15 protein-coding genes are annotated in these 19,878 nt (G+C 59.1%); 12 read left to right on the top strand and 3 right to left on the bottom strand.

The features are described 5' to 3' along the window. The first annotated feature begins 144 nt into the window (after positions 1-144). Together OZX71_RS06335 and cydC are read left to right on the top strand one after the other, a co-directional pair. On the top strand, positions 145-1,992 hold the full coding sequence (locus OZX71_RS06335; protein WP_277159736.1) for an ABC transporter ATP-binding protein/permease: 1,848 nt from the start codon (positions 145-147) through the stop codon (positions 1,990-1,992). A 67-nt stretch (positions 1,993-2,059) separates the two neighbouring features. Continuing rightward, complete coding sequence (cydC, locus tag OZX71_RS06330; RefSeq protein ID WP_277159735.1) at positions 2,060-3,907, top strand: thiol reductant ABC exporter subunit CydC; 1,848 nt, start codon at positions 2,060-2,062, stop codon at positions 3,905-3,907. A 164-nt stretch (positions 3,908-4,071) separates the two neighbouring features. Here cydC and OZX71_RS06325 read toward each other — a convergent pair whose 3' ends face one another. The 3 genes from OZX71_RS06325 to OZX71_RS06315 all read right to left on the bottom strand — a co-directional run bounded on the left by OZX71_RS06325 (position 4,072) and on the right by OZX71_RS06315 (position 6,949). After that, the gene (locus OZX71_RS06325) at positions 4,072-5,043 is read right to left on the bottom strand and encodes a polyprenyl synthetase family protein (RefSeq protein ID WP_277159734.1); all 972 of its coding nucleotides are present in this window, start codon (positions 5,041-5,043) and stop codon (positions 4,072-4,074) included. A gap of 133 nt (positions 5,044-5,176) precedes the next feature. Next, positions 5,177-5,896 carry an MgtC/SapB family protein gene (locus tag OZX71_RS06320; RefSeq protein WP_277146400.1) on the bottom strand — a complete coding sequence of 240 codons (720 nt, stop codon included), beginning with the start codon at positions 5,894-5,896 and terminating at the stop codon, positions 5,177-5,179. A 183-nt stretch (positions 5,897-6,079) separates the two neighbouring features. Continuing rightward, positions 6,080-6,949, bottom strand: a complete 870-nt coding sequence (locus tag OZX71_RS06315) for a glycosyltransferase family A protein (protein WP_277159733.1) — start codon at positions 6,947-6,949, stop codon at positions 6,080-6,082. Positions 6,950-7,005: 56 nt separating this feature from the next. Here OZX71_RS06315 and OZX71_RS06310 point away from each other — a divergent pair, with 56 nt between their 5' ends. The 10 genes from OZX71_RS06310 to OZX71_RS06265 all read left to right on the top strand — a co-directional run bounded on the left by OZX71_RS06310 (position 7,006) and on the right by OZX71_RS06265 (position 19,774). Beyond that, positions 7,006-8,610 (top strand): AI-2E family transporter, encoded by a 1,605-nt coding sequence (locus OZX71_RS06310; RefSeq protein ID WP_277146403.1) that lies wholly within the window; start codon positions 7,006-7,008, stop codon positions 8,608-8,610. A 1-nt stretch (position 8,611) separates the two neighbouring features. Next, on the top strand, positions 8,612-9,835 hold the full coding sequence (locus tag OZX71_RS06305; protein ID WP_277146405.1) for a glycosyltransferase family 2 protein: 1,224 nt from the start codon (positions 8,612-8,614) through the stop codon (positions 9,833-9,835). A gap of 81 nt (positions 9,836-9,916) precedes the next feature. Then, positions 9,917-11,353 carry a D-alanyl-D-alanine carboxypeptidase gene (locus OZX71_RS06300; RefSeq protein WP_277159732.1) on the top strand — a complete coding sequence of 479 codons (1,437 nt, stop codon included), beginning with the start codon at positions 9,917-9,919 and terminating at the stop codon, positions 11,351-11,353. 14 nt (positions 11,354-11,367) lie between these two features. Next, the gene (gene tilS, locus OZX71_RS06295; RefSeq protein WP_277159731.1) at positions 11,368-12,489 is read left to right on the top strand and encodes a tRNA lysidine(34) synthetase TilS; all 1,122 of its coding nucleotides are present in this window, start codon (positions 11,368-11,370) and stop codon (positions 12,487-12,489) included. Beyond that, entirely contained in the window at positions 12,458-13,021 is a 564-nt protein-coding gene (gene hpt / locus OZX71_RS06290; RefSeq protein WP_277159730.1) for a hypoxanthine phosphoribosyltransferase, read from the top strand. Before tilS ends, hpt begins: the two co-directional genes overlap by 32 nt. Then, a complete protein-coding gene (gene ftsH, locus OZX71_RS06285; RefSeq protein ID WP_277159729.1) occupies positions 13,018-15,153 on the top strand; it encodes an ATP-dependent zinc metalloprotease FtsH in 2,136 nt (711 codons plus the stop codon). Before hpt ends, ftsH begins: the two co-directional genes overlap by 4 nt. 3 nt (positions 15,154-15,156) lie before the next feature. Next, complete coding sequence (locus tag OZX71_RS06280; protein ID WP_277159728.1) at positions 15,157-16,155, top strand: hypothetical protein; 999 nt, start codon at positions 15,157-15,159, stop codon at positions 16,153-16,155. Beyond that, a complete protein-coding gene (locus OZX71_RS06275; protein ID WP_277146414.1) occupies positions 16,152-16,709 on the top strand; it encodes a DUF3180 domain-containing protein in 558 nt (185 codons plus the stop codon). Before OZX71_RS06280 ends, OZX71_RS06275 begins: the two co-directional genes overlap by 4 nt. Before the next feature lie 99 nt (positions 16,710-16,808). Next, positions 16,809-18,140 carry an MFS transporter gene (locus tag OZX71_RS06270; protein WP_277159727.1) on the top strand — a complete coding sequence of 444 codons (1,332 nt, stop codon included), beginning with the start codon at positions 16,809-16,811 and terminating at the stop codon, positions 18,138-18,140. A gap of 188 nt (positions 18,141-18,328) precedes the next feature. Next, positions 18,329-19,774, top strand: a complete 1,446-nt coding sequence (locus OZX71_RS06265; protein ID WP_277159726.1) for an amidohydrolase — start codon at positions 18,329-18,331, stop codon at positions 19,772-19,774. Positions 19,775-19,878 lie beyond the last annotated feature (104 nt).

Genomic DNA, 19,878 nt, shown 5'->3' with positions numbered 1-19,878 from the left:
TTATCCCGCAGCGATGAATGTGCAATAATGTTCATTGATGCGGGGGAGTATCGGGCTTTCTTTGTCTTAAAAAATATCCGTTAGTAGTTGGGACTGGTCGTGATCGATAAAAGTCTATTCAGGTTCGACGGGGTGCGGCAGCGTATGGGGCTTTTGGCCTTGCTTTCGCTTCTGCAGGCGCTGTCCATCGTCGGCCAGGCCCATGGCTTGGCGCGGGGACTGGTAGAGATATGGAAGCTTCATGCGGTTTCCGCGCTCATAGGCCCGTCTCTGGAATTCCTCGCTTTCTATGCCGTGCGTCATTTGTGCGATGTGGCCAAGCAGCATATTTCCAGCAAATACGGCAAATACGTGGCCGGGCAGATCCGCCCCCGGCTGCAGCACAAGATCTTCCGGCTTGGTCCGCAGGCTCTGGCCTCACGCGGCACCGGTTCGACGGTGACGATGCTCATCGACGGCCTCGACCAGGTCGAGCACTACATCGAGATCCTCCTGCCGAAAATGACCGACATGATGCTGATCTCGCTGGTCATCCTGATCGCCGTATGGTGGCAGGACTGGGTGAGCGGCCTGGTGCTGCTGCTGATGTACCCGCTGATCATTTTCTTCATGGTCATTCTGGGACTTGCCGCACGTGACCGCTCCAACAAGCAATATGCCCAGTTCAATATCCTCAACACCAAATTCGTCGACAGCATCCTCGGCCTGCCGACTCTGAAGATGCTCGGCGTCGACAAGGAATACGAAGGCGAGATCTACAGCGTCAGCGAACGGTTCCGCAAACGCACCATCGACGTGCTCAAGGTCGCGATGACCTCGACCTTCGCCCTCGACTGGTTCACCACGCTCGGCATCGCCATCATGGCCGTCTTTCTTGGCCTGCGGCTGGTCAACGGCACCATGCCGCTCTTCCCGGCCATGTTCGCGCTGATCATGGCCCCCGATTACTTCCTGCCCGTGCGTCAGTTTGGCGACAACTACCACGCCACCCTCGACGGCAAGAACGCTCTGCACGATATCATGAGCTTCATCGACGGCCCGGAGACCCCGCAGGACACCGAAACCAAGTGGGACGGCTGGAAGGCCGACAGCGAGCTCAAACTCGAAGACGTCGACTTCGCCTATCCGGCCGGTAGCAAGCCGGAAGGTGAAGACGAAGGCCAGAGTGTGGCAAGTCACAGCGTCGCGATGAACGCTGTGGAACAGCAGCGCGAAGGTCAAGGCGATCAAGACACAAAGCAGGCTCAAGCTGAAACCGGCATTTCTGGAATCCAGGCGGCCGCCCAGCCGGATGCCTTGCATCATGTCTCCATGAGTTTCAAAGGCTACGGCAAAATCGCCGTCATCGGCAAGTCCGGTGCCGGCAAGTCGACGCTGATCAATCTGCTCGCAGGATTCAATATTCCCCATGCTGGTTCCATCGAGCTGGATGGCAAACCGTTGAAGAATTTCAACGTCGAGGCATGGCAGCGCCATATCAGCTACATTCCTCAGACTCCATACATTTTCAGCGGCTCCATTGCCGACAACATCCGTTTCTATGTCAACGATGCCAGCGAACAGGACGTCAAGGCGGCCGCCCATGAAGCCGGACTCGACGAGTGGCTGGACGAACTTGCCGAGGGGCTCGGCACCTTGATCGGTGAAGGCAACCGCGGCATCAGCGGCGGGCAGGCCCAGCGCATCGCGCTTGCACGAGTCCTTCTCGACAAGTCGCGTGAGGTACTGCTCTTCGACGAGCCCACAGCCCACTTGGACATCGAAACCGAATACGACTTGAAGAAGACCCTGCTTCCGATTATGGACAACCACTTGGTCATCCTGGCCACGCATCGACTGCACTGGCTGGCGAACGTCGACCAGGTGCTCGTCCTCGACGAAGGCAAGATAGTCGAATCGGGCACGCCCAAGGAATTGATCGGTGCCGGTGGTTCCCTCGACCACCTCATCAGCGAGATGGGAGGCAACCAGATTGACCAGTACCTCGACTGAAACGGCAAGTAAAGCAAGTATCGACACAACCGAAACCAAGAATATGAACGGTTTGAGTGGCACGACAATGAGCGAAACCAACACAACCAGCAAAGCCCCCGTTTCCGCCTCCGATGCTCCAAGTTCGCAGCCGGGCGGAAAGAAAAGCCTGCGCGACTACCTCAAGATATGGGACAACGACCATTGGTTCTGGCCATACCTGAAGGAGAACAAGCGCACGCTCGCCCTGATCTTCTTCCTGGGGTCCATGACCTTCGTCTGCGCCGCCGCCCTGATGTTCACCGCCGGATACCTTATCAACCGCTCGGCACGCATGCCCTACAACATCCTTCTGGTCTACGTGCCGATTGTCCTCACTCGTGCCTTCGGCATCGGCAGGCCCGTCTTCAAATACGTCGAGCAGCTCAAAAGCCACGACTGGGTGCTTCACGTCATCTCCAAGCTGCGCGTCCAGCTCTACCGCACCCTGTCCAAGGACGCCGCGTTCCTCAATGAACACGAACGCACGGGCAGCGTGTTGAGCCTGCTGGCGGACGATCTCGACCACCTCGAGAACTTCTACCTGCGCACCATCTTCCCGACCGTGGTGGCCTATATCCTCTGGATCGTGGTCACGATAGCCATGGGCATCTTCTCGTGGTCCTCCTCGCTGCTGCTGTTCCTGATGCTGGCATTGGTGCTGATTCTGATTCCATTGGTCTCCCTGAGTTTTTCCACCGGCCATTTCGAGCTGGAAAAGCAGCAGCAGGCACAGGAATACACCAAGGTCACCGAAAGCTACCTCGGCCTGAGCGACTGGGTGATCACCCACAAAGACAAGGACTTCGTGGCCATCGGAGCGGACGAATACCGACGCATCCAGGAGAGCAAGGACCAGCAGAAGGCCTTCGAACGCTGGCGCAACTTCGCCATCCAGATTGTCTTCGGTGTCATCGCCATCGGCCTGATGGTCGGGGCCGGGCTGACCATGACCGGGTCCAAGTCCATCGCCGACTGGTCCGCTTCCATCGTGCTGGCGGTCTTCCCGCTGGTCGACTGTTTCATCAACGTGGCTCAGGCCACTGCCGAGATACCGCTGTACAGCGATTCCCTCGAGCACCTGAACGACCTGACCAACCGCGTCGAAGCGCGTCAACAGGCCCCGGTGGCGCAGCAAAAGCTCGACGGCCTTATCAAATCCATCGATTTCGACCATGTCACCTTCGCCTACGGTCCCGGCCAGCCGACGCTGCTCGACGACTTCACCCTGCATATCAAAGCGGGGGAGAAGGTCGCGCTGCTCGGGCCCAGCGGTGAGGGCAAGACCACTATCCTCCAGCTGCTGCTTGGCGACTTGGTCCCGCAGCGGGGCAACATCACCATCAACGGCATTCCCGTCGCGGCGCTGCAGGACGAACGTGCCCGCATCTTCGGTTACCTGAACCAGCAGGCCTTCCTCTTCAACTCCACCATCGCCGAAAATGTGCGTCTGGGCGCTCCCGACGCCACCGATGACGACGTGTGGGCGGCGCTCAAGGCCGTGCAGCTCGACGAGACGGTACGTGCCCTTCCCGACGGCATTGACACTTCAGTGGACGAGGCCGGCCAGCGCTTCTCCGGCGGCCAGCGCCAGCGCATCGCCTTGGCGCGCATCGTGTTGAAAGACACTCCGGTGATCCTGCTGGACGAACCGACCATCGGCCTTGACCCGATCACCGAGCGCGAGCTGATGTCGATGATCTTCTCCGCCGCCGGTGAGCGTACGATGCTCTGGGTCACCCACCATCTGCAAGGGCTCGAACAGTCCGACAAGGTCATTTTCCTCGACAACGGCAAGATTGCCATGCAAGGCGCTCCCACCGAACTTTACCGCACCAACGAGCGATTCCGTGAGCTCTACCGCCTGGACGTCGGCGAGCTGGAAACGGCGCGCTGAACGACAGGAACAGCAGGAACGACAGCAGCGACAGGTCGGAAGGAGCATCCGGCAATATAAGGCTACGATATGAGGCTCTATGAATTGACTGGCAGATAGCTTACCAAGCATCCGCCCGTCAAATGCATTGCCATATGTTGTATGCGAAATCGCTGATTCGGAATTCAGATGGTCTTGATGAACCTGTCGATGACGTCGGTCAGCGCCTTGGCGGTGCCTGCGTTGATTGGCGGGTAGGCATTGTCCGTGATGGCGGCCTTTGCGGCCTGTAGGTGATTGCGTGCCTCGTCTTTGGCACCCTTGATGAACTGCGGATGGGCCTTGAAGTAATCGAGCACTTGCAGCGGGTCGTCGCGTTTGACGATATCCGTGAACGCCGGGTCGGACGCAATCGCCAGAATGACGGGCAGCGTGTAGATGCCGTCGCGAATGTCCTCGAGCTTCGGCTTGCCGGTGTCGTGGGCGACGTTGAAATCCTCCACGTCGTCGAGAATCTGGAAGGCCATGCCCAAGTGCAGTCCGAATGTCTTGGCTTGCTCCAGAGCCTGCGCTGTAGGCTCGCTGACGCTGAGTTTGATGCCGGTGATGGCCGCCAGGCGGAACAGAGCCGCTGTTTTGCCCGCAATGGCCTTCTCATAGTATTCCTTGGTGGTGCTGGTATCGTGTCGCGCGCATTCCTGCAGCAAGTCGCCGGAAACGATCTCGTTGACGGTGTGGGCCTGCTCGGCGATGAAGGCCTTGTCCGGAGAGATGATGGACATGATCTCCATATAGCGCGAAAGGATGAGATCGCCGAGATAGATGGCGGCCTTGTTGCCACGTACCGTTTGCACCGTCGGCTGATTGCGTCGTACCGAGGCGTTGTCGAGCACGTCGTCGTGCACCAAGGTGGCCAGATGCAGCATCTCGATGGCAGCCGCCCCCGTGACCACGTCCTTGGCTGCGGGTTGCGGGCTGCCCGATTGCGTGGCGTAGGAAAACAGCAGGACCACAGAAGCCCGGATCATCTTGCCGTGGTTATCGAGCAAGTGACGGTAATCCTCGCGATACGGGGTGACGTTGTCCTCTTCGGAGTGCAACGTTTCCACCACGCGTTTCAGATCATCGCGCAACAGGAGCCCCTGTTGATTTGGCATACCCAACCTGGCCTCTCGAAAATTTAGTAATCAGACGAACGTACCCAATATAGCATCTGTCCGATATTAACCCATCACGGTAATTGCCGATAGTGCCAGATGAAACGATCAGGAAGGGACTATCGGCAGAACGTCAATCGTTATTATTGATTCTTGTGACGGAAATCACTCCGTCGATATTACTCAGGTCGCCGATCAGCTCCTTGCTGTCACGTCCACGCACCTCGAGGTCGGCTGAAACCACATGACCGCGGCTGCCGGGCTCTTCGTCATCGTCGTCCTTTGATTTTCTGGTGGAAAAGCCTTCGACGGAGACACTGTGCTGGGCGCACACCGAAAGAATCGAACGCAATATGCCGTGTCCGTCGCGATACCTCAAACGTAGGATGTCATCGTTGCCGATTCCGGGCGCGATCAGCCTGGTGAGGAAAGGCAGCAGCGTCACCGCCAGGAAGTAGAGGGCCGTGCAGGTCAGTGCCGGCACGAACTGGCCGGCACCGCAGGCCGAGCCGATGGCCGCGGTCATCCAGATCGAGGCGGCCGTGGTCAGCCCCCGGACGTGCGAACGCTGGGTGAAGACGACGCCCGCGCCGATGAAGCCGATGCCGGAGACGATCTGAGCGGCCACACGTGCCGCATCCACTCGGATGTTGGGTGAGGCCGTGAGCACGTCCAGGAAGCCGTACTTGCTGATGATGACGAACAGCGCCGAGCCGACGCCCACCAAGGCGTGGGTGCGCGTACCGGCGTCTTTGTGCTTGGCCTGGCGCTCGAGACCTATGGAGGTCGAGAGGACCAACGCCTCAAAAAGATAAAGGGCCTGCCAGCCCCACGCCACCAGTTGCGTTTCCATTTGCACTCCCCATCTTTGGTATACGATCCATGGCTATCTGCAATGCAGCATCTGCAGTAATCGCCGTTGTCGTGAGGCCAAGGGTATATTTCGCGACCATGCTACTGAGCTACTGAAGATGCAAGCCATACAGCTTACACCCTGACGGCGAACTTTTTGATTGCGCGGCGAAATACATTCAATTCAGCGGTGGTTGCTTATTTCGTGCTGTTCCTTGCTCCAGATGCGCCGTGCCGGATTGACGTTCCTGTGATTGAGGTATTTCTGGTAGACCGGGTAGAAGGCCCGCAGCGCCGGATAGAGCGCGTACAGCGTCCGTTCGGTGTCGTGCGCACGCGTATGGTTCGGGTGTGCGTCGAAGGTGTTCTGAAAGCGCTGCATATACTTGCGAAATGAAGAGAACGAGGTGTCCATGCGACGTGCGCTGACCCCGGTGATCATTGTTTCGCAATAGACGGTTTTCAGCCCTTGGTCAAGCAGGTGCAGGGAGATGTCGATGTCCTCGTGCATGATGTCCGCCTTGTCACGGCACACGTTGTCTTTGATTTTCTCCCACGCGCTGGCCCGTACCGCCATATTCGAGCCGAACAGCAGCACCTTGTCGTCGTCCGCGCGATAGGTGACCTTGCGTACTTTGTTGTCGCCTTCCAATCCGAGTCGTTCCGCGGGCATGTCGTAATAGACCGCAGGGCCGGTGGCGCCCATGGCGCTCGGGTCACGCTCGAAGATATCGGAGACGACCTCCACCCAGTCCGGTTTGAGCATGCAGTCCGCATCGATACGGCCGTACACATCGCCAAGCGCCGCGGAAAAACCGAAATCGCGCGTGGGGATGAGCCCTTGTTCCTTGTCCTGGTGGACTAATTTGACCGGCGAAGGGCTGGGCTGATGGTCAATGAAGCGTTGCACCAGTTCACAGGTTTTATCGCTTGACTTGTTGTCGACGACGATGACCTCGTAGGGTGCAACGGACTGGCAGACGGCATTGCTCAGACAGCTGACGATGCGCTCCTGCTCGTTGTACGCGGGTATCACGATGGAAACTTTGACCATGATATATGAGGATATTCCAAGTCGTCTACACATGGGGCGGGGTAGGATTGAAAACCATGAAGAAACGTGGACAAGAAACTGGTGGCAGCGAAAGCCAAAAGATAGATTTCGCCTCGGTTTTCCCGCAGAAGGGCGATTCCCGCAGGCCGCCGGACTGGTGGGGCCGCGCCTTGCTCTATACCGCAATAGCCGTGTTCGTCTGCATCTTCATCTTCAGGTCGTGGGGCAAGGTCGCGTTCATCGTCCTCGACATCGTCATCTCGATTTTTGTGGCACTCGCCATGGAACCCCTGGTCGTTCGTCTCGTGCGTCACGGATGGAAACGCGGGGCCGCGGCAGCCGTGTGCCTCATAGGACTTATCGTCATCGTGATCGCATTGTTGGGTCTGTTCGGCAACATGTTCGTCGTCCAGATGATTTCGATGATCAAAGGCATCCCCGATCTCTACGCGCAGGCGCAGCATCTGGTGGCCCAATACACGGATTTCAAGCTCCCGGAGATATCCAATCTGGGAAGCGAGATCGCCAAGAACGTGCAGACCTCCTGGGTCACCGATTTCGCCGGACAGGCGTTGAGCACCACGATGGGCGTGTTCAGCGCACTGCTCAACGTACTGACCATTGTCATGGTGACCTACTACGTCTCCGCCGCCGGCCCCAAGATGCGCAGAAGCCTGTGCCAGTGGCTCGGGCCGGTCACCCAGCGCCGCTTCCTGCTGGCCTGGACCATCGTGCAGGACCAGATCTCCGGTTTCCTCTTCTCGCGCACCATCCTCGCGGCGTTCAACGCCTTCTTCACCTCGATATTCCTGATGGCCATCAAGGTGCCCAACTGGCTGCCTCTGGCTCTCTTCTGCGGCATCGTCTCGCAGTTCGTGCCGACCATCGGCACCTATATCGGCGGCGCGCTTCCGGTCATCTTCGCCTGGAGCTCGCGCGGGTTCGTCTACGGGGTGGCCGTGGTCGTCTTCATCGTCATCTACCAGCAGATCGAGAATCTGATCATCTCGCCGAAGGTCTCGCAGCGCACCATGGACCTGAACCCGGCCATCGCCTTCCTTTCGGTGCTGGTCCTGGGGGCGGTGTTCGGCGCGCTCGGCGCCTTCCTCGCTCTGCCCATCACCGCCAGCCTGCAGGCCCTGTTCAAGGTGTATACCAAGCGATACGAACTGGTGGAGTCGCCGTTGATGAGCGACCCGGAGCCGGTCAAGAAATCCAAGGTCGTTGCCGGGGCCGAGGCGTTCAACGAGCATGTGGTTCAGCCGGTCGCCGAACATATGCCGCGTGCCGCCAAAGGCACGAGCGCACGTGTCCCCGTCGACGACAACCTGCGCAACCTGCGCGACGAGATGTATCGCATCTCAGTCGAGTCCAATGCCAAAGCCACCAGCCACGACCTCGACGAATCCGAGACCATCGCCATCCCCAAGGGAGTGCTTGCCGGATCCGAAAAGACCAAGCGTAAACCGCTTAAGGGCAGCGACTCGGATGGTGCCGACGACCTTGACACCCAGGAGCTGCACCAAGACAAGCCCAAGGGTGCGCGCGATGCGAAGGGCGGGAACCGTGTGCCGAAAGGCAAGGGCGCGACCTCGGGTAAAGTGGTCAACGATACGGTAGATGACACAAAAACGGATAACCCGAGGGTCAGGTGGCGCTGAAATGGTATTGCTCAATATCCTGGACATCCTGATGTTCATTCTGGGTGCGGCGAGCCTCGGTTATCAGGCGGTCTGCATCGTCGCGTCGTTGTTCCATCACCGTATTACATTTCCTGAAGCTCCGATGGACAAACGCTATGCCGTGTTGATTTCGGCGCGCAATGAGGAAAATGTCGTGCCTCATCTCATCGATTCCATCAGAGCCCAGACCTACCCCTCGCGTCTTGTCGACATCTGGCTGGTGGCCGACAACTGCACCGATAAAACCGCCGAAGTGGTACGGGCGATGGACTGCCACGTCGTCGAACGCCACAATCTGCAACAGGTCGGCAAAGGCTACGCGTTGACCTACCTGCTCGATGCGATGATCGAGCAGGGCGTCGCCGGCGACTACGACGCCTTCTTCGTCTTCGACGCCGACAACCGGCTTGACCGGCACTATATAGAGGAGATGAACAAGGCCTTCCAATCGGGTTTCAAGATTTTGACCAGCTACCGTAACTCCACCAACCTTTCCGACAACTGGGTCTCCTCCGGTTCGGCGCTCTGGTTCATCCGCGAGTCGCGCTTCCTCAACAACTCGCGCATGCTCTTCGGCTCCAGCTGCCACGTCGGCGGCACCGGATTCATGTTCTCGCGCGAGGTGATGCAGCGCAACAACGGCTGGAAATTCCATCTGTTGACCGAAGACCTCGAGTTCACCATGGACTCTGTGCTGCACGGCGACCGCATCGGCTACTGCGGCACCGCCATCCTCTACGACGAGCAGCCCGATTCCTTCGGCCAAAGCTGGAGGCAGAGGCTGCGTTGGAGCAAGGGCTTCCTGCAGGTATTCCGCTATTACGGCCCCCAGCTGATCCGCCGCGCAGTGCGCGAACGCGATTTCTCCGCCGTCGATTTCACCATGTTGATCTGCCCGTTCACGGTGCTCGGGGTTTTGCGTGTGCTGCTCGGGCTGCTGTTCGCCGCGTTCGGTTTCGTCTCATGGCCAAGCCAGCTCAATTCGCTGTCCAGTTGGCTGGTCGGCGGCGGTCTGGGTCTCTTGGGCATGATGTTCCTGGCGGCGCTCACGGTCTTTGCCGAGCGTGGCCAGATCGGCGCTTCCAACAAGGAGCTTCTGGCTTATGTGCTGAGCTTCCCCATCTACATGGCCAGTTACGTGCCGATCTCCTTCCAGGCCATCTTCTCGAAGGCGCAGTGGAAGCCCATCGAGCACAAAGGCTAGATTGGCTTTTGGAGCATAGGGGAGTAGCAAGTGGATACTGCGCAATCATCTCATCTTAGACACGGGGCGCACGCGCGCAAGATGGTTCATGTGCAACGCAACCGTGCGTGGCGCATCGTCGTTTCCGTATTGGGGACGTTGCTGGTCGCGGCGGGCTATTTCGCCGCTGACATCAACGGGGTGATGCCCGGTCCGCTTACGATACTTCCCGCAGGCAAAACGTCTCCTGCCTTTTCCGGATCCATCATTGACGCCAAATCCATCGCAGGCCCGGCGGATTTGGACAAGCCGATCGACAAAAACGCGATGGAGGCGGTGATCAACGCCTTTGCTTCAACCGCCGGTCTGGGAAATGATTTTTCGCTTGCCGTCGCCGACGCCGACGGCAAGATCGTCGATTCACGCGCCCCGGATACGCCCCGTGAACCGGCTTCGACCATGAAAACCCTGACGGCTTTGGCTGCTTCTTCGAGCCTCGATATGGGTTCGGCCTTTCATACGGACGCCCTGCTTGAACCGGTATCCGCAGGCGCGGGCGATGCCCGACAGACGACGTTGACGCTCAAATCGGACGGGGATATGCTGCTGGGCGCAGGGGCAAGCGACCCCAACCACATCAACGGCAGAGCCGGTCTCGCCACCCTTGCCGACCAAACCGTGGCCCAGCTCAACAAGCGAGACATCAGCCGGATTCATCTGCAATACGACGATACGCTTTTCGGCGCTGTTCGTTCCCCGGCTGCCATCGCCTCCAACAATGTGGGCAACACCAATTTCACCGGCATCTCCTCGATGGCCGTCGATGGAGGGCGGCAATGGCAAGGTGCAGAGCACGACCCTGACCTGTACACTGCCTATCCGGAAATGTCGACCACGCCGGCCCACGATGCGGCAACAGTGTTCGCCTCTCTGCTCGGCCAACGCGGTATCGGGGTGGACGGCGATATAACAGCCGGGAAAACGGCGAAGACCGCCAGACGCGTCGCCACGGTTGCTTCGGCGAGCCTGGCCGAGGTGATGGCCTTCACGCTGCGTCATTCCGACAACACCCTGATCGAGGAGTTCGGCAGGCTTCTGGCCCTCAAAACCGGCGAGGCCAACAGCCCGGAAGGTGCGACGCAGGCCGTCAAGGCCAGACTCGGCAAGCTCGGCGTCGATACGACGAACCTCACTATGGCCGATTGCTCAGGTCTCTCCGAAGGCTCCTCGCTTGAGGTCAAGACCTTGGTCGAAGTGCAGACCCACAATCTCAAAGCCGGACCTGGGGCGGCCGCCGCCGAAGGGCTGTCCGTTCCCGGCTTGGTGGGTACTGCCAAAAACCGTCTTGAAGACCCGGACGCGGCAGGTCTGCTGCGCGTCAAAACCGGTTCCCTGGATCAGGTCACGTCAATCGCCGGCAATGTTTCGCGTAGGAACGGCGGTGTGCTCGCCTTCGCGGTCATCGTCAACAACCCGCAGGACTATCTGGCCGCCAAAAACGCGGTGGATGCCTTCATCTCGGCGCTGGCCGGGCTCTAAGAGAGGGGAAGAGGATGGCATATTCGGCGATGATGAAAAAAGCCGTCGGTCAGGTTCGCGCCGCCCTTGCAGAGGCGGGAATCCGGCGTCAGGATTCCCGTTTCGCCGAACACGGCGAACACGCTCCCGCCGCCGACGCTCCGACGGTCCTGGTGGCGTGCTCGGGCGGACGGGACTCGATGGCGCTCGCGGCCGTAAGCCATATCGTTTGCGCGATGTTGGGCGTGCATTGTGGGGCCGTCATCGTCGACCACCGGCTTCAGCCCGGTTCAGGAGAGGTCGCCCGGCTCGCGGCAGCGCGTTGCAAAGGCCTGGGACTCGATCCCGTTATCGTGCGGGTCGTCGACGTCAAGGCAATCGAAAGCGGCAGAAGTGTCGAGGATGCCGCGCGGCAGGCGCGCTATGAGGCCATCGTAGAGGCCGCAAGTGATCTGCGCGCTTCCGCGGTTCTGCTGGCGCACACCCGTGACGACCAGGCGGAAACGGTGTTGATGGATGTATTGACCCGTTCGGCCGGTATCGACGCGCTGGCCGGTATGCCTTCCGCATTCGTGCGCGGCGACATCCGTTTTATCCGTCCGTTCCTTGACGTCACACGTGCCCAGACCACTGCTATCTGCAGGGAACTGGGAATCGAATGGTGGGATGACCCGACCAATGGTGATGCCTTCGAACCGGATGAGCCGTTGCCGCAGCATTACCCGTTGCGCTCCCGCGTGCGACACACCCTGATGCCCTACCTGTCCGGATTCTTCAACGGCGACGTCCCGGCCCATCTGGCGCAGGCGGCGCGCGTGGCAAGCGCGGACAGGGATTTCCTTGAGCTTGAGACCGACGATTTGTATCGTCAGGCCGTTCGTTTTAAGGTCGATGGGGCGGCAGCCGTGATGCGGGTCGATGCGTTGTTTGAAGCCCATTCGGCGATTCGTCGTCGCACCATCGCCCGGGTGCTTGCGCGGCTCGATGTACCGTTTTCCTTGCGGCACGTATTATCGATCGAGGCGTTGGTGACCGACTGGCACGGGCAAGGTGCTGTTTCACTTCCCAGCGGATATTCAGTCAATAGGCAGAAACACGTCATTCGCGTGTGTAAAAATGGTTTTTATGCAAATTGCGGATGTACAGGACAAGATTGATCATGAACTGGTGTCAAAAGCACAGATCGGGCGCAAGATCAAAGAAGTGGCAGCGCAAGTGAGCAAAGATTACGCAGGCAAGGATCTCTTGCTTGTGGCCGTGCTCAAGGGGGCTGTCAACACGCTGGCAGCGTTCTCACAGGCTTTGAGCATCGATGCGCAGATGGACTTCATGAGCCTTTCCACCTATGGGGAGGGGACTGAAAGCAGCGGGAAGATCACCGTCCGTCAGGATTTGTCCTGTGACGTCAAAGGGCGCAACATCCTGATCGTCGAAGACATCATCGATTCAGGCTTCACGCTGCACTGGCTGACCAATGAACTCAAGGAACGTGGGGCGGCGAGCGTCGAGGTGTTTGCGCTGCTGGAGAAACCATCCCGCCGAGAGGTCGAGGTGCCGCTGAAATATAAGGGTTACGAAGTACCAGATGAGTTCGTGGTCGGTTTCGGGCTTGACTATAACGAGCATTTCCGCAATCTTGATTCCATCGCGGTTTTGAAGCCGTCAGTCTATGAAGGAGCAGCAGTATGAGCTATCCTCAGAATCCCCGTAATCCCTTGGGGCCGATGGGCAACCCAAATGGGCCGAACAACAATAACAACAATCCTTTCAACCCCTTCAACAGGGGCAACAATCCCAATAACGGCAACAAGAACAACAACCGCAACAACAAAGGCGACCGGAACCCCAACGAGAAGCGGCCGTTCTGGCAGTCACCTGTGCTTTGGATCGTGGTTTTGGTCATTCTGGTGTTCGCGGGTTTCGAGCTGTTCAACTCCAACAGCACGCAGACCATCGATACCAAGGACGGTATGGAGCTCATCCAGCAGGGCAGCACCAACCGCATCCAGATCATCGATAACAAACAGATGGTCAAGTTGAAACTCGACCAGAACTTCACCAAGACCGACCCGAACACCAAGTCCAACCACGATTACGGCCGTGACGTCCAGTTCTATTACACCCTGGCCGAAGGGCCCGAGGTACTGAAAGCCGTCAAGAAGGCCGATCCGAAGAACGGCTGGAGCGCGGACATGCAGTCCGATTCGATGATGGCCTATCTCATTTCCACGTTGCTGCCCTTCGTGATTCTGCTGCTGCTGTGCTGGTGGCTGTTCAGCCGGATGAGCGGCGGCATGAACGGCATATTCGGCATGGGCGGCAAGAAAGACAACGGCAAGCTGCTGGACGGCAAGACCCCGACCACCAAGTTCTCCGACGTGGCCGGTGAGGAAGCGGCCGTGGCCGAAGTCGAGGAAATCAAGGACTTTTTGAAGGATCCCTCGAAATACAAGGCGCTCGGCGCGCGCATTCCGCGTGGCGTGCTGCTCTACGGCCCTCCGGGAACCGGCAAGACGCTGCTCGCACGAGCCGTTGCCGGTGAGGCGGGCGTGCCCTTCTATTCCATGGCTGGTTCCGACTTCGTCGAGATGTTCGTCGGCCTTGGTGCCTCGCGTGTGCGCGACCTCTTCGAAGAGGCCAAGAAGAACGCCCCGGCCATCATCTTCATCGATGAGATCGATGCGGTGGGCCGCAAGCGTGGCTCCGGCATGAGCGGCGGTCACGACGAACGCGAGCAGACCCTGAACCAGCTGCTCGTCGAGATGGATGGTTTCGACAACGACACCAACCTCATCATCATCGCCGCCACCAACCGTCCGGATGTCTTGGACGAGGCGCTGCTGCGCCCCGGCCGTTTCGACCGTCAGGTGGCCGTCGAGGCCCCCGATCTGGAAGGCCGCGAGGAGATCTTGAAGGTGCACGCCAAGGGCAAGCCGTTCGTCCCCGACGTCGACCTGCACACCGTCGCGGTCCGCACCCCCGGCTTCACCGGTGCCGACCTGGCCAACGTGCTGAACGAGGCGGCGTTGCTCTGCGCCCGTGTGGGAGCGCAGCTGATCGACAACCGTGCCATCGACGAGGCCATCGACCGCGTCCAGTCCGGCCCGAAGCGCCAGTCGCGTGGCATGGCTCTGGACGAGATGCGCAACACCGCCTATCACGAAGGTGGCCATGCGCTGGTCGCCGCCGCACTTCACCACACCGACCCGGTGACCAAGGTGACGATTCTGCCGCGAGGCCGTGCCCTGGGCTATACCGCCGTCATGCCCACCCAGGACCGCTACTCCCAGTCGCGCAACGAGCTCTTGGACCAGATGGCCTACGCCATGGGCGGGCGCACCGCTGAGGAGATCGTCTTCCACGACCCGACCACCGGCGCCTCCAACGACATCGAGAAGGCGACGCAGATCGCCCGCAAGATGGTCATCGAATTCGGCCTGTCCTCCAAGCTCGGCGCCGTCAAGTGGGGCGATTCCGAGCACGGCGAGGATTCCGCCAACAACTTCATCCACGATTATTCCGAGCGTACGCAGGACATCATCGATGAAGAGGTGCACGGCATGCTCGAGACCGCGCACACCGAGGCGTGGAAGATCATCACGGCCAACCGTGACGTGCTCGATGAGCTGGTACGTCAGCTGCTCGTCAAGGAGACCTTGAACGAGAAGGAACTGAAGGTCATCTTCGCCAATCTGAAGATGTCTCCGGAACGCGGGCTCTGGCTTTCCGACGCGTCGCGTCCCGATTCCGATATCCCGCCGGTGCCGATTCCCGACTCGCTCAAGCGTTCCGTGGGTATGAAGACGGAAGAATCCGAGTGAGCTATGTCGGATTCGTTGATTGATGATTCGCAAGGGTCGAGGGGCGTGACAGCTGATGGCACGCCCCTCGGCGTAGGAGCGCGGCTTTCGCTTTCGTTCGACGAGACAAGAAGCGAGGATGTCGCGGCCGGCGCCGAGGTATGGCAACGCTTGCTTGAAGCCGTCGCCCAAGGCACGGTACATGCCGAAGTCACGCTGAAACTCGAAGATTCGGCCGATACACAGGATAATGAGGTCGAAAACGAGGACGATAAAGCCATAACAAGGCTTACCATCGCCGATGTGCCCGTGACGGTTGGTACGGGCGGGACTTCCGAGGGCAATGATACCGCGGTGACGGGTTTGCTCGGCGGTGCCGCTCCTACCAAGGCCTCGTTGGCGGGCGCGACGATAGGTGAGCAGCAGCGCCAGGATGAAGCCCAAAAGTCACAGGCTCTCCAGCGAGACCAAGCCGAGGACGTCTACGCGGTCCCGCGACGTGCCATCATCGCCATGCGCAGCAAAACCAGCGATGCAGCCAAGCGGTTCCGCGCTGTTATCGTCTCGCTTGACGCGGTGCCGGGCAATCAGATCGAAGGGATCTCACCGCTCTACCATGTCATGGGCGTCGACAGCTCCGACGCCAGTGCAGCGGTCATCCAACTGACCACCAAATTGAAGCCGCAGGCCATCGTGTCGTTGCTCGATTCTCTTTCGGCAGCCCACGAAGGGGCCGTCGCGTTGCGTTTGGTCGATGTCGAGGGCGAGACCATGAGCCTCAAGGACGTAACCGGATCAGACGGCGGCGGTGCGACTGAAGACACTGCCGAAGCCATCGCACATGCCATCGAACTGCCGTTGGCGGCGGCGAAAAAGCAGGCCGAGATCCTCGCCCCCTGGCTTGATATGGATCCAGACGCGAGGCTCGACGGCGACCCGGTCTCCTTCCTGCTGGCCATGGCACCCGATGCAGCGCGCGTCGGCAAGGTGGACGACCGCTGGATCTTGGAGGAGACGCAATGAGTGCGCGACGAACCCCATGGTGGTATTACGTAATAGCAGCGTTGATCGGTCTGCTTTTCGGTGCGATGCTGGTCAAATCCGATGAAGTGAGCGGGCTTTCGCTGATTGGCGCGCCTTGGTTCGTCGCCTTCATCCTGGTATTGCTCGGTGCGGTGGTTCTGATACTGGCCCTGCAGGTTCACCAATATGCCATCACCGACCCGGCCAGGCGCAAAAGCTGGATCGACCCCACCAAAGCCGTCTACACGCTGGTGCTGTGCAAGGCGCTCGGCATTGCCGGAGCCGGGCTGGCCGGCTGGTATTTTGCACAGTTTCTGTTGTGTCTTGGTCATTGGGGCATCCCGTATTTCCAAAACGTGATCATCCAATGCTCGGTGACCACGATCATCTGCCTCGCCGACATGGTGGTTGGCATCATCGGAGAATGGCTCTGCCAGCTGCCGCCGAGCGAAGGCGCGGAGAACCCGAAGATCAAGGCCGCCAAGCGCCGTGAACGCCAGCGCAAGCTCGCCGCCGGAAGCTCCATGAGCAAAGACGATATTTCCAAGCAATAATTATTCTTCGGTAATTCGAACATTTCTCGTTGTTTCCTGTTTTCTGGCAGTACTATGTCTTGTGTCAGAGCTGTTAGATCTACTCCAAAGGTGGGGCATATGGCAGGAAATAAGGGAATGGAGCAAACTCGCGCTCAAAAGCTGGAAGCGGGTTCAAAGACCGGCGGGGTCATGCTCATCGCGGCCTTGATGACGGGTTATTCCGTGATCTACATGGACAAGAACATGATCTCGACCGCGATCATCCCGATTTCGTTGCAGTTCCATTTGGACACCGGCCAGACCGGGCTCATCATGTCGATGTTCTTCCTGGCATACTCGATTATGCAGGTTCCCTGCGGTTGGCTGGCCGACAAGTTCGGTGCCAGGCGGGTGCTGATGGCCTCCATGGTGTTCATAGCCGTTTTCTCCTACCTTTTCGGGGCCGTCAGCGGTCTTGCGCTGTTCATCGTCATCCGTTTCGGCGCCGGCCTCGGCCACGGCGGCTATCCGCCTAGCTGCTCGAAGGCAATAGCCGAGAACTTCCCGCGCAAAAAACGCACGTTCGTCCAGTCGCTGATTCTGTCGACAAACGGTATCGGAGCCATCCTCGCTTTCACGCTGGGAGCCCATCTGGTGGTCCGCAACTGGCGTGTGGCCTATGCCGTTCTGGGCAGCCTTTACCTCGTCGCGTTCCTGATGATATGGATATTCGTCACGGACGGCAAGAGAGAGGACGCAACTGAAGTCGAGAAAGCTGAGGAAGTCGAGAAAGCCGATGCGGCCGATGAAGTCGAACAGGTCGAGCAGGTCGAGCAGCCTGCACAAGTTGCTATCGCAGAGCCGGAAGAGAAGCCGAAATTCACTCAGGTCATCAAAAACCGCAACGTCATCGTGTTGTTCATCGCCATGTTCCTGGTCAACGTCATTTCCTACGGCAATATCTCCTGGCTGCCTTCCTACATCACCAAGACGTACGGCATGTCTATGGGCAAGATGGGCTACATTCTGGCCTTCAATGCGATTTTCACCACCGTGGCCACGATTTTCTCGGGTACGCTGCTTTCCAAGTTCTTCCTGCACAAGGAACGCCAGACGACCGTCGTTTCGGCTCTCCTTGTGGCCGTGCTGATCGTGGCGTTCGTGCTCTCGAAGAATCTTGTGGTTTCCATCATCATGCTCATTCTGCTGAGCATGATCTGCGCTTTGGTGTTCACGAGCATCTTCACCTGGCCTCATAAGATCATGGACGCACGCGTCATCGGCTCCGTCATCGGCATCGTCAACACCGGTGGCACGCTCGGAGGATTCGTGGCGCCGGCGGCCATCGGCTACCTCGTCAAAGCGATGGGAGGCTCGTTCGTCCCGGCCTTCCTGTTCCTCGCAGGCGTGGCGGTCTGCGTGGCGATCACGGTGCTGTTCGTGAAGGTTCCGGAGCAGAGGAAAGACTGAGACGTCGCGATTGTGTAGCGGGGATTTCGGTTTTCGCTGTTGAGGATCGTATATCGGTTTTCGGTTTGCTCATCGTGCACAGACTTTGGTCTCAGGTAATCGGGACATCGATTCCCGGCTTTCGTGCAACAAGGCACGGATACCGATATCCAATGATTATTTGTGGTAATTATTAGAAAGGAAATGTCATGGTTGACACTGACAAGCAACGCATCATGGACATCGTCGACGAAAAGAAAGACGAGTTCATTGCGGCGTCCGATCATATTTGGGAGACCCCGGAAACCCGGTTTACGGTTCCCAAATCCGTAGAACAGCACTATCAGCTGTTGGAAAAGGAAGGCTTCAGGATTCAGAAGGGCGTTGGAGGCATGGATTATGCCTATATCGCCACCTACGGATCGGGCAAGCCGGAAATCGGCATCACCGGTGAGTATGACGCTCTGGGCAATTCCAGCCAGGAAGCCGGCAATCCCAAGCGCAAGCCCGTGGTCGACGGAGGCCCCGGTCAGGCGTGCGGGCACAACCTGCTCGGCATGGGCGCCGTGGGTGCCGCCGTGGCCATCAAGACGTTCATGGAAGAGAAAGGCATGAGCGGAACCATCAAGCTCTTCGGCTGCCCGGCCGAGGAAAGCGGTTACGGCAAGGCGTTCCTGGCCCGTGCGGGCGTTTTCGACGGGCTCGACGCGGTGTTCACCTGGCATCCGCAGGATGTCGGCGGCATGGTGGCCTGCGCGACTCTGGCGGTAATGCAGGCGAACTTCTCGTTCAAGGGCATAGCCGCCCACGCGTCCTCGGCCCCTGAGCAGGGCCGGGATGCGCTCGACGCCGCCACGCTGATGACGGTGGGCGTCCAGTTCCTGCGTGAGCATGTCATCGAGGAAGCCCGCATCCACTACGCATACCTCGATTCCGGCGGCGAATCCGCCAACGTGGTCCATCCCACCGCCAAGCTCTATTTCTTCGTCCGTGCCCCGAAGCTCAGCCAAGCCAAGGATATCTACGAACGTGTGGTCAATATCGCCAAAGGCGCCGCGTTGATGACCGGTACCGAAATGTCGATCGATTTTGATTCCGCATGCGCCGACTACCTGCCTAACCATCCGCTCACCGAGATGATGGACAAGAACCTCCGGCTCGTCGGCCCCCTGCATCTGAGCGATGAGGAGGAGAAGTTCGAAAGGGCTTTGACCAGCAACAACGCGCCGAGCATCCGGCAGAATGTGATTGCCCGCAACAAGGCTGCGTTCCCCGAAAAATCCGATGAAGAGATCAAGCGGATTTCCGAGGCGGGGGTGTGCCCCGAAATCAGCCCGATCGTCTACACCACCAGCACCAAGGGCATCGGCTCCACCGATGTCGGTGACGTCAGCTGGTGCGCGCCCACCGCGCAGTTCGCCTATGCCTGCGAACCGCAGGGCTGCTCGCCGCACACCTGGGAGTGGGTCGCCAACGGAAAGTCTTCGGTCGCGCACAAGGGTCTGATCAATTCCTGCAAGATTCTCGCGCTTACGATCTACGACGCATTGACCGATCCCGAACTGCTGAAGCAGGCGCACGACGCCTGGGTCAAGGACCTCAACGGCGAACATTACGAGTCCGTGATTCCGCCCGAGACTCAGCCCCACGGCTAACGTTTTTCGGTTATCTCATACTGCTGCTGCCGGCGCGATTGACTGATTGTGCCGGCAGCATTTGTTTTTCGTTTTATCGTCGGGATTGGCCGATTGCTTTGGCT

It is taken from the genome of Bifidobacterium sp. ESL0764, from assembly GCF_029395515.1.
Classification (GTDB): domain Bacteria; phylum Actinomycetota; class Actinomycetes; order Actinomycetales; family Bifidobacteriaceae; genus Bifidobacterium.
Note: the sequence above shows the minus strand (reverse complement) of the source record. Positions and strands in the feature narration are given on the sequence as shown.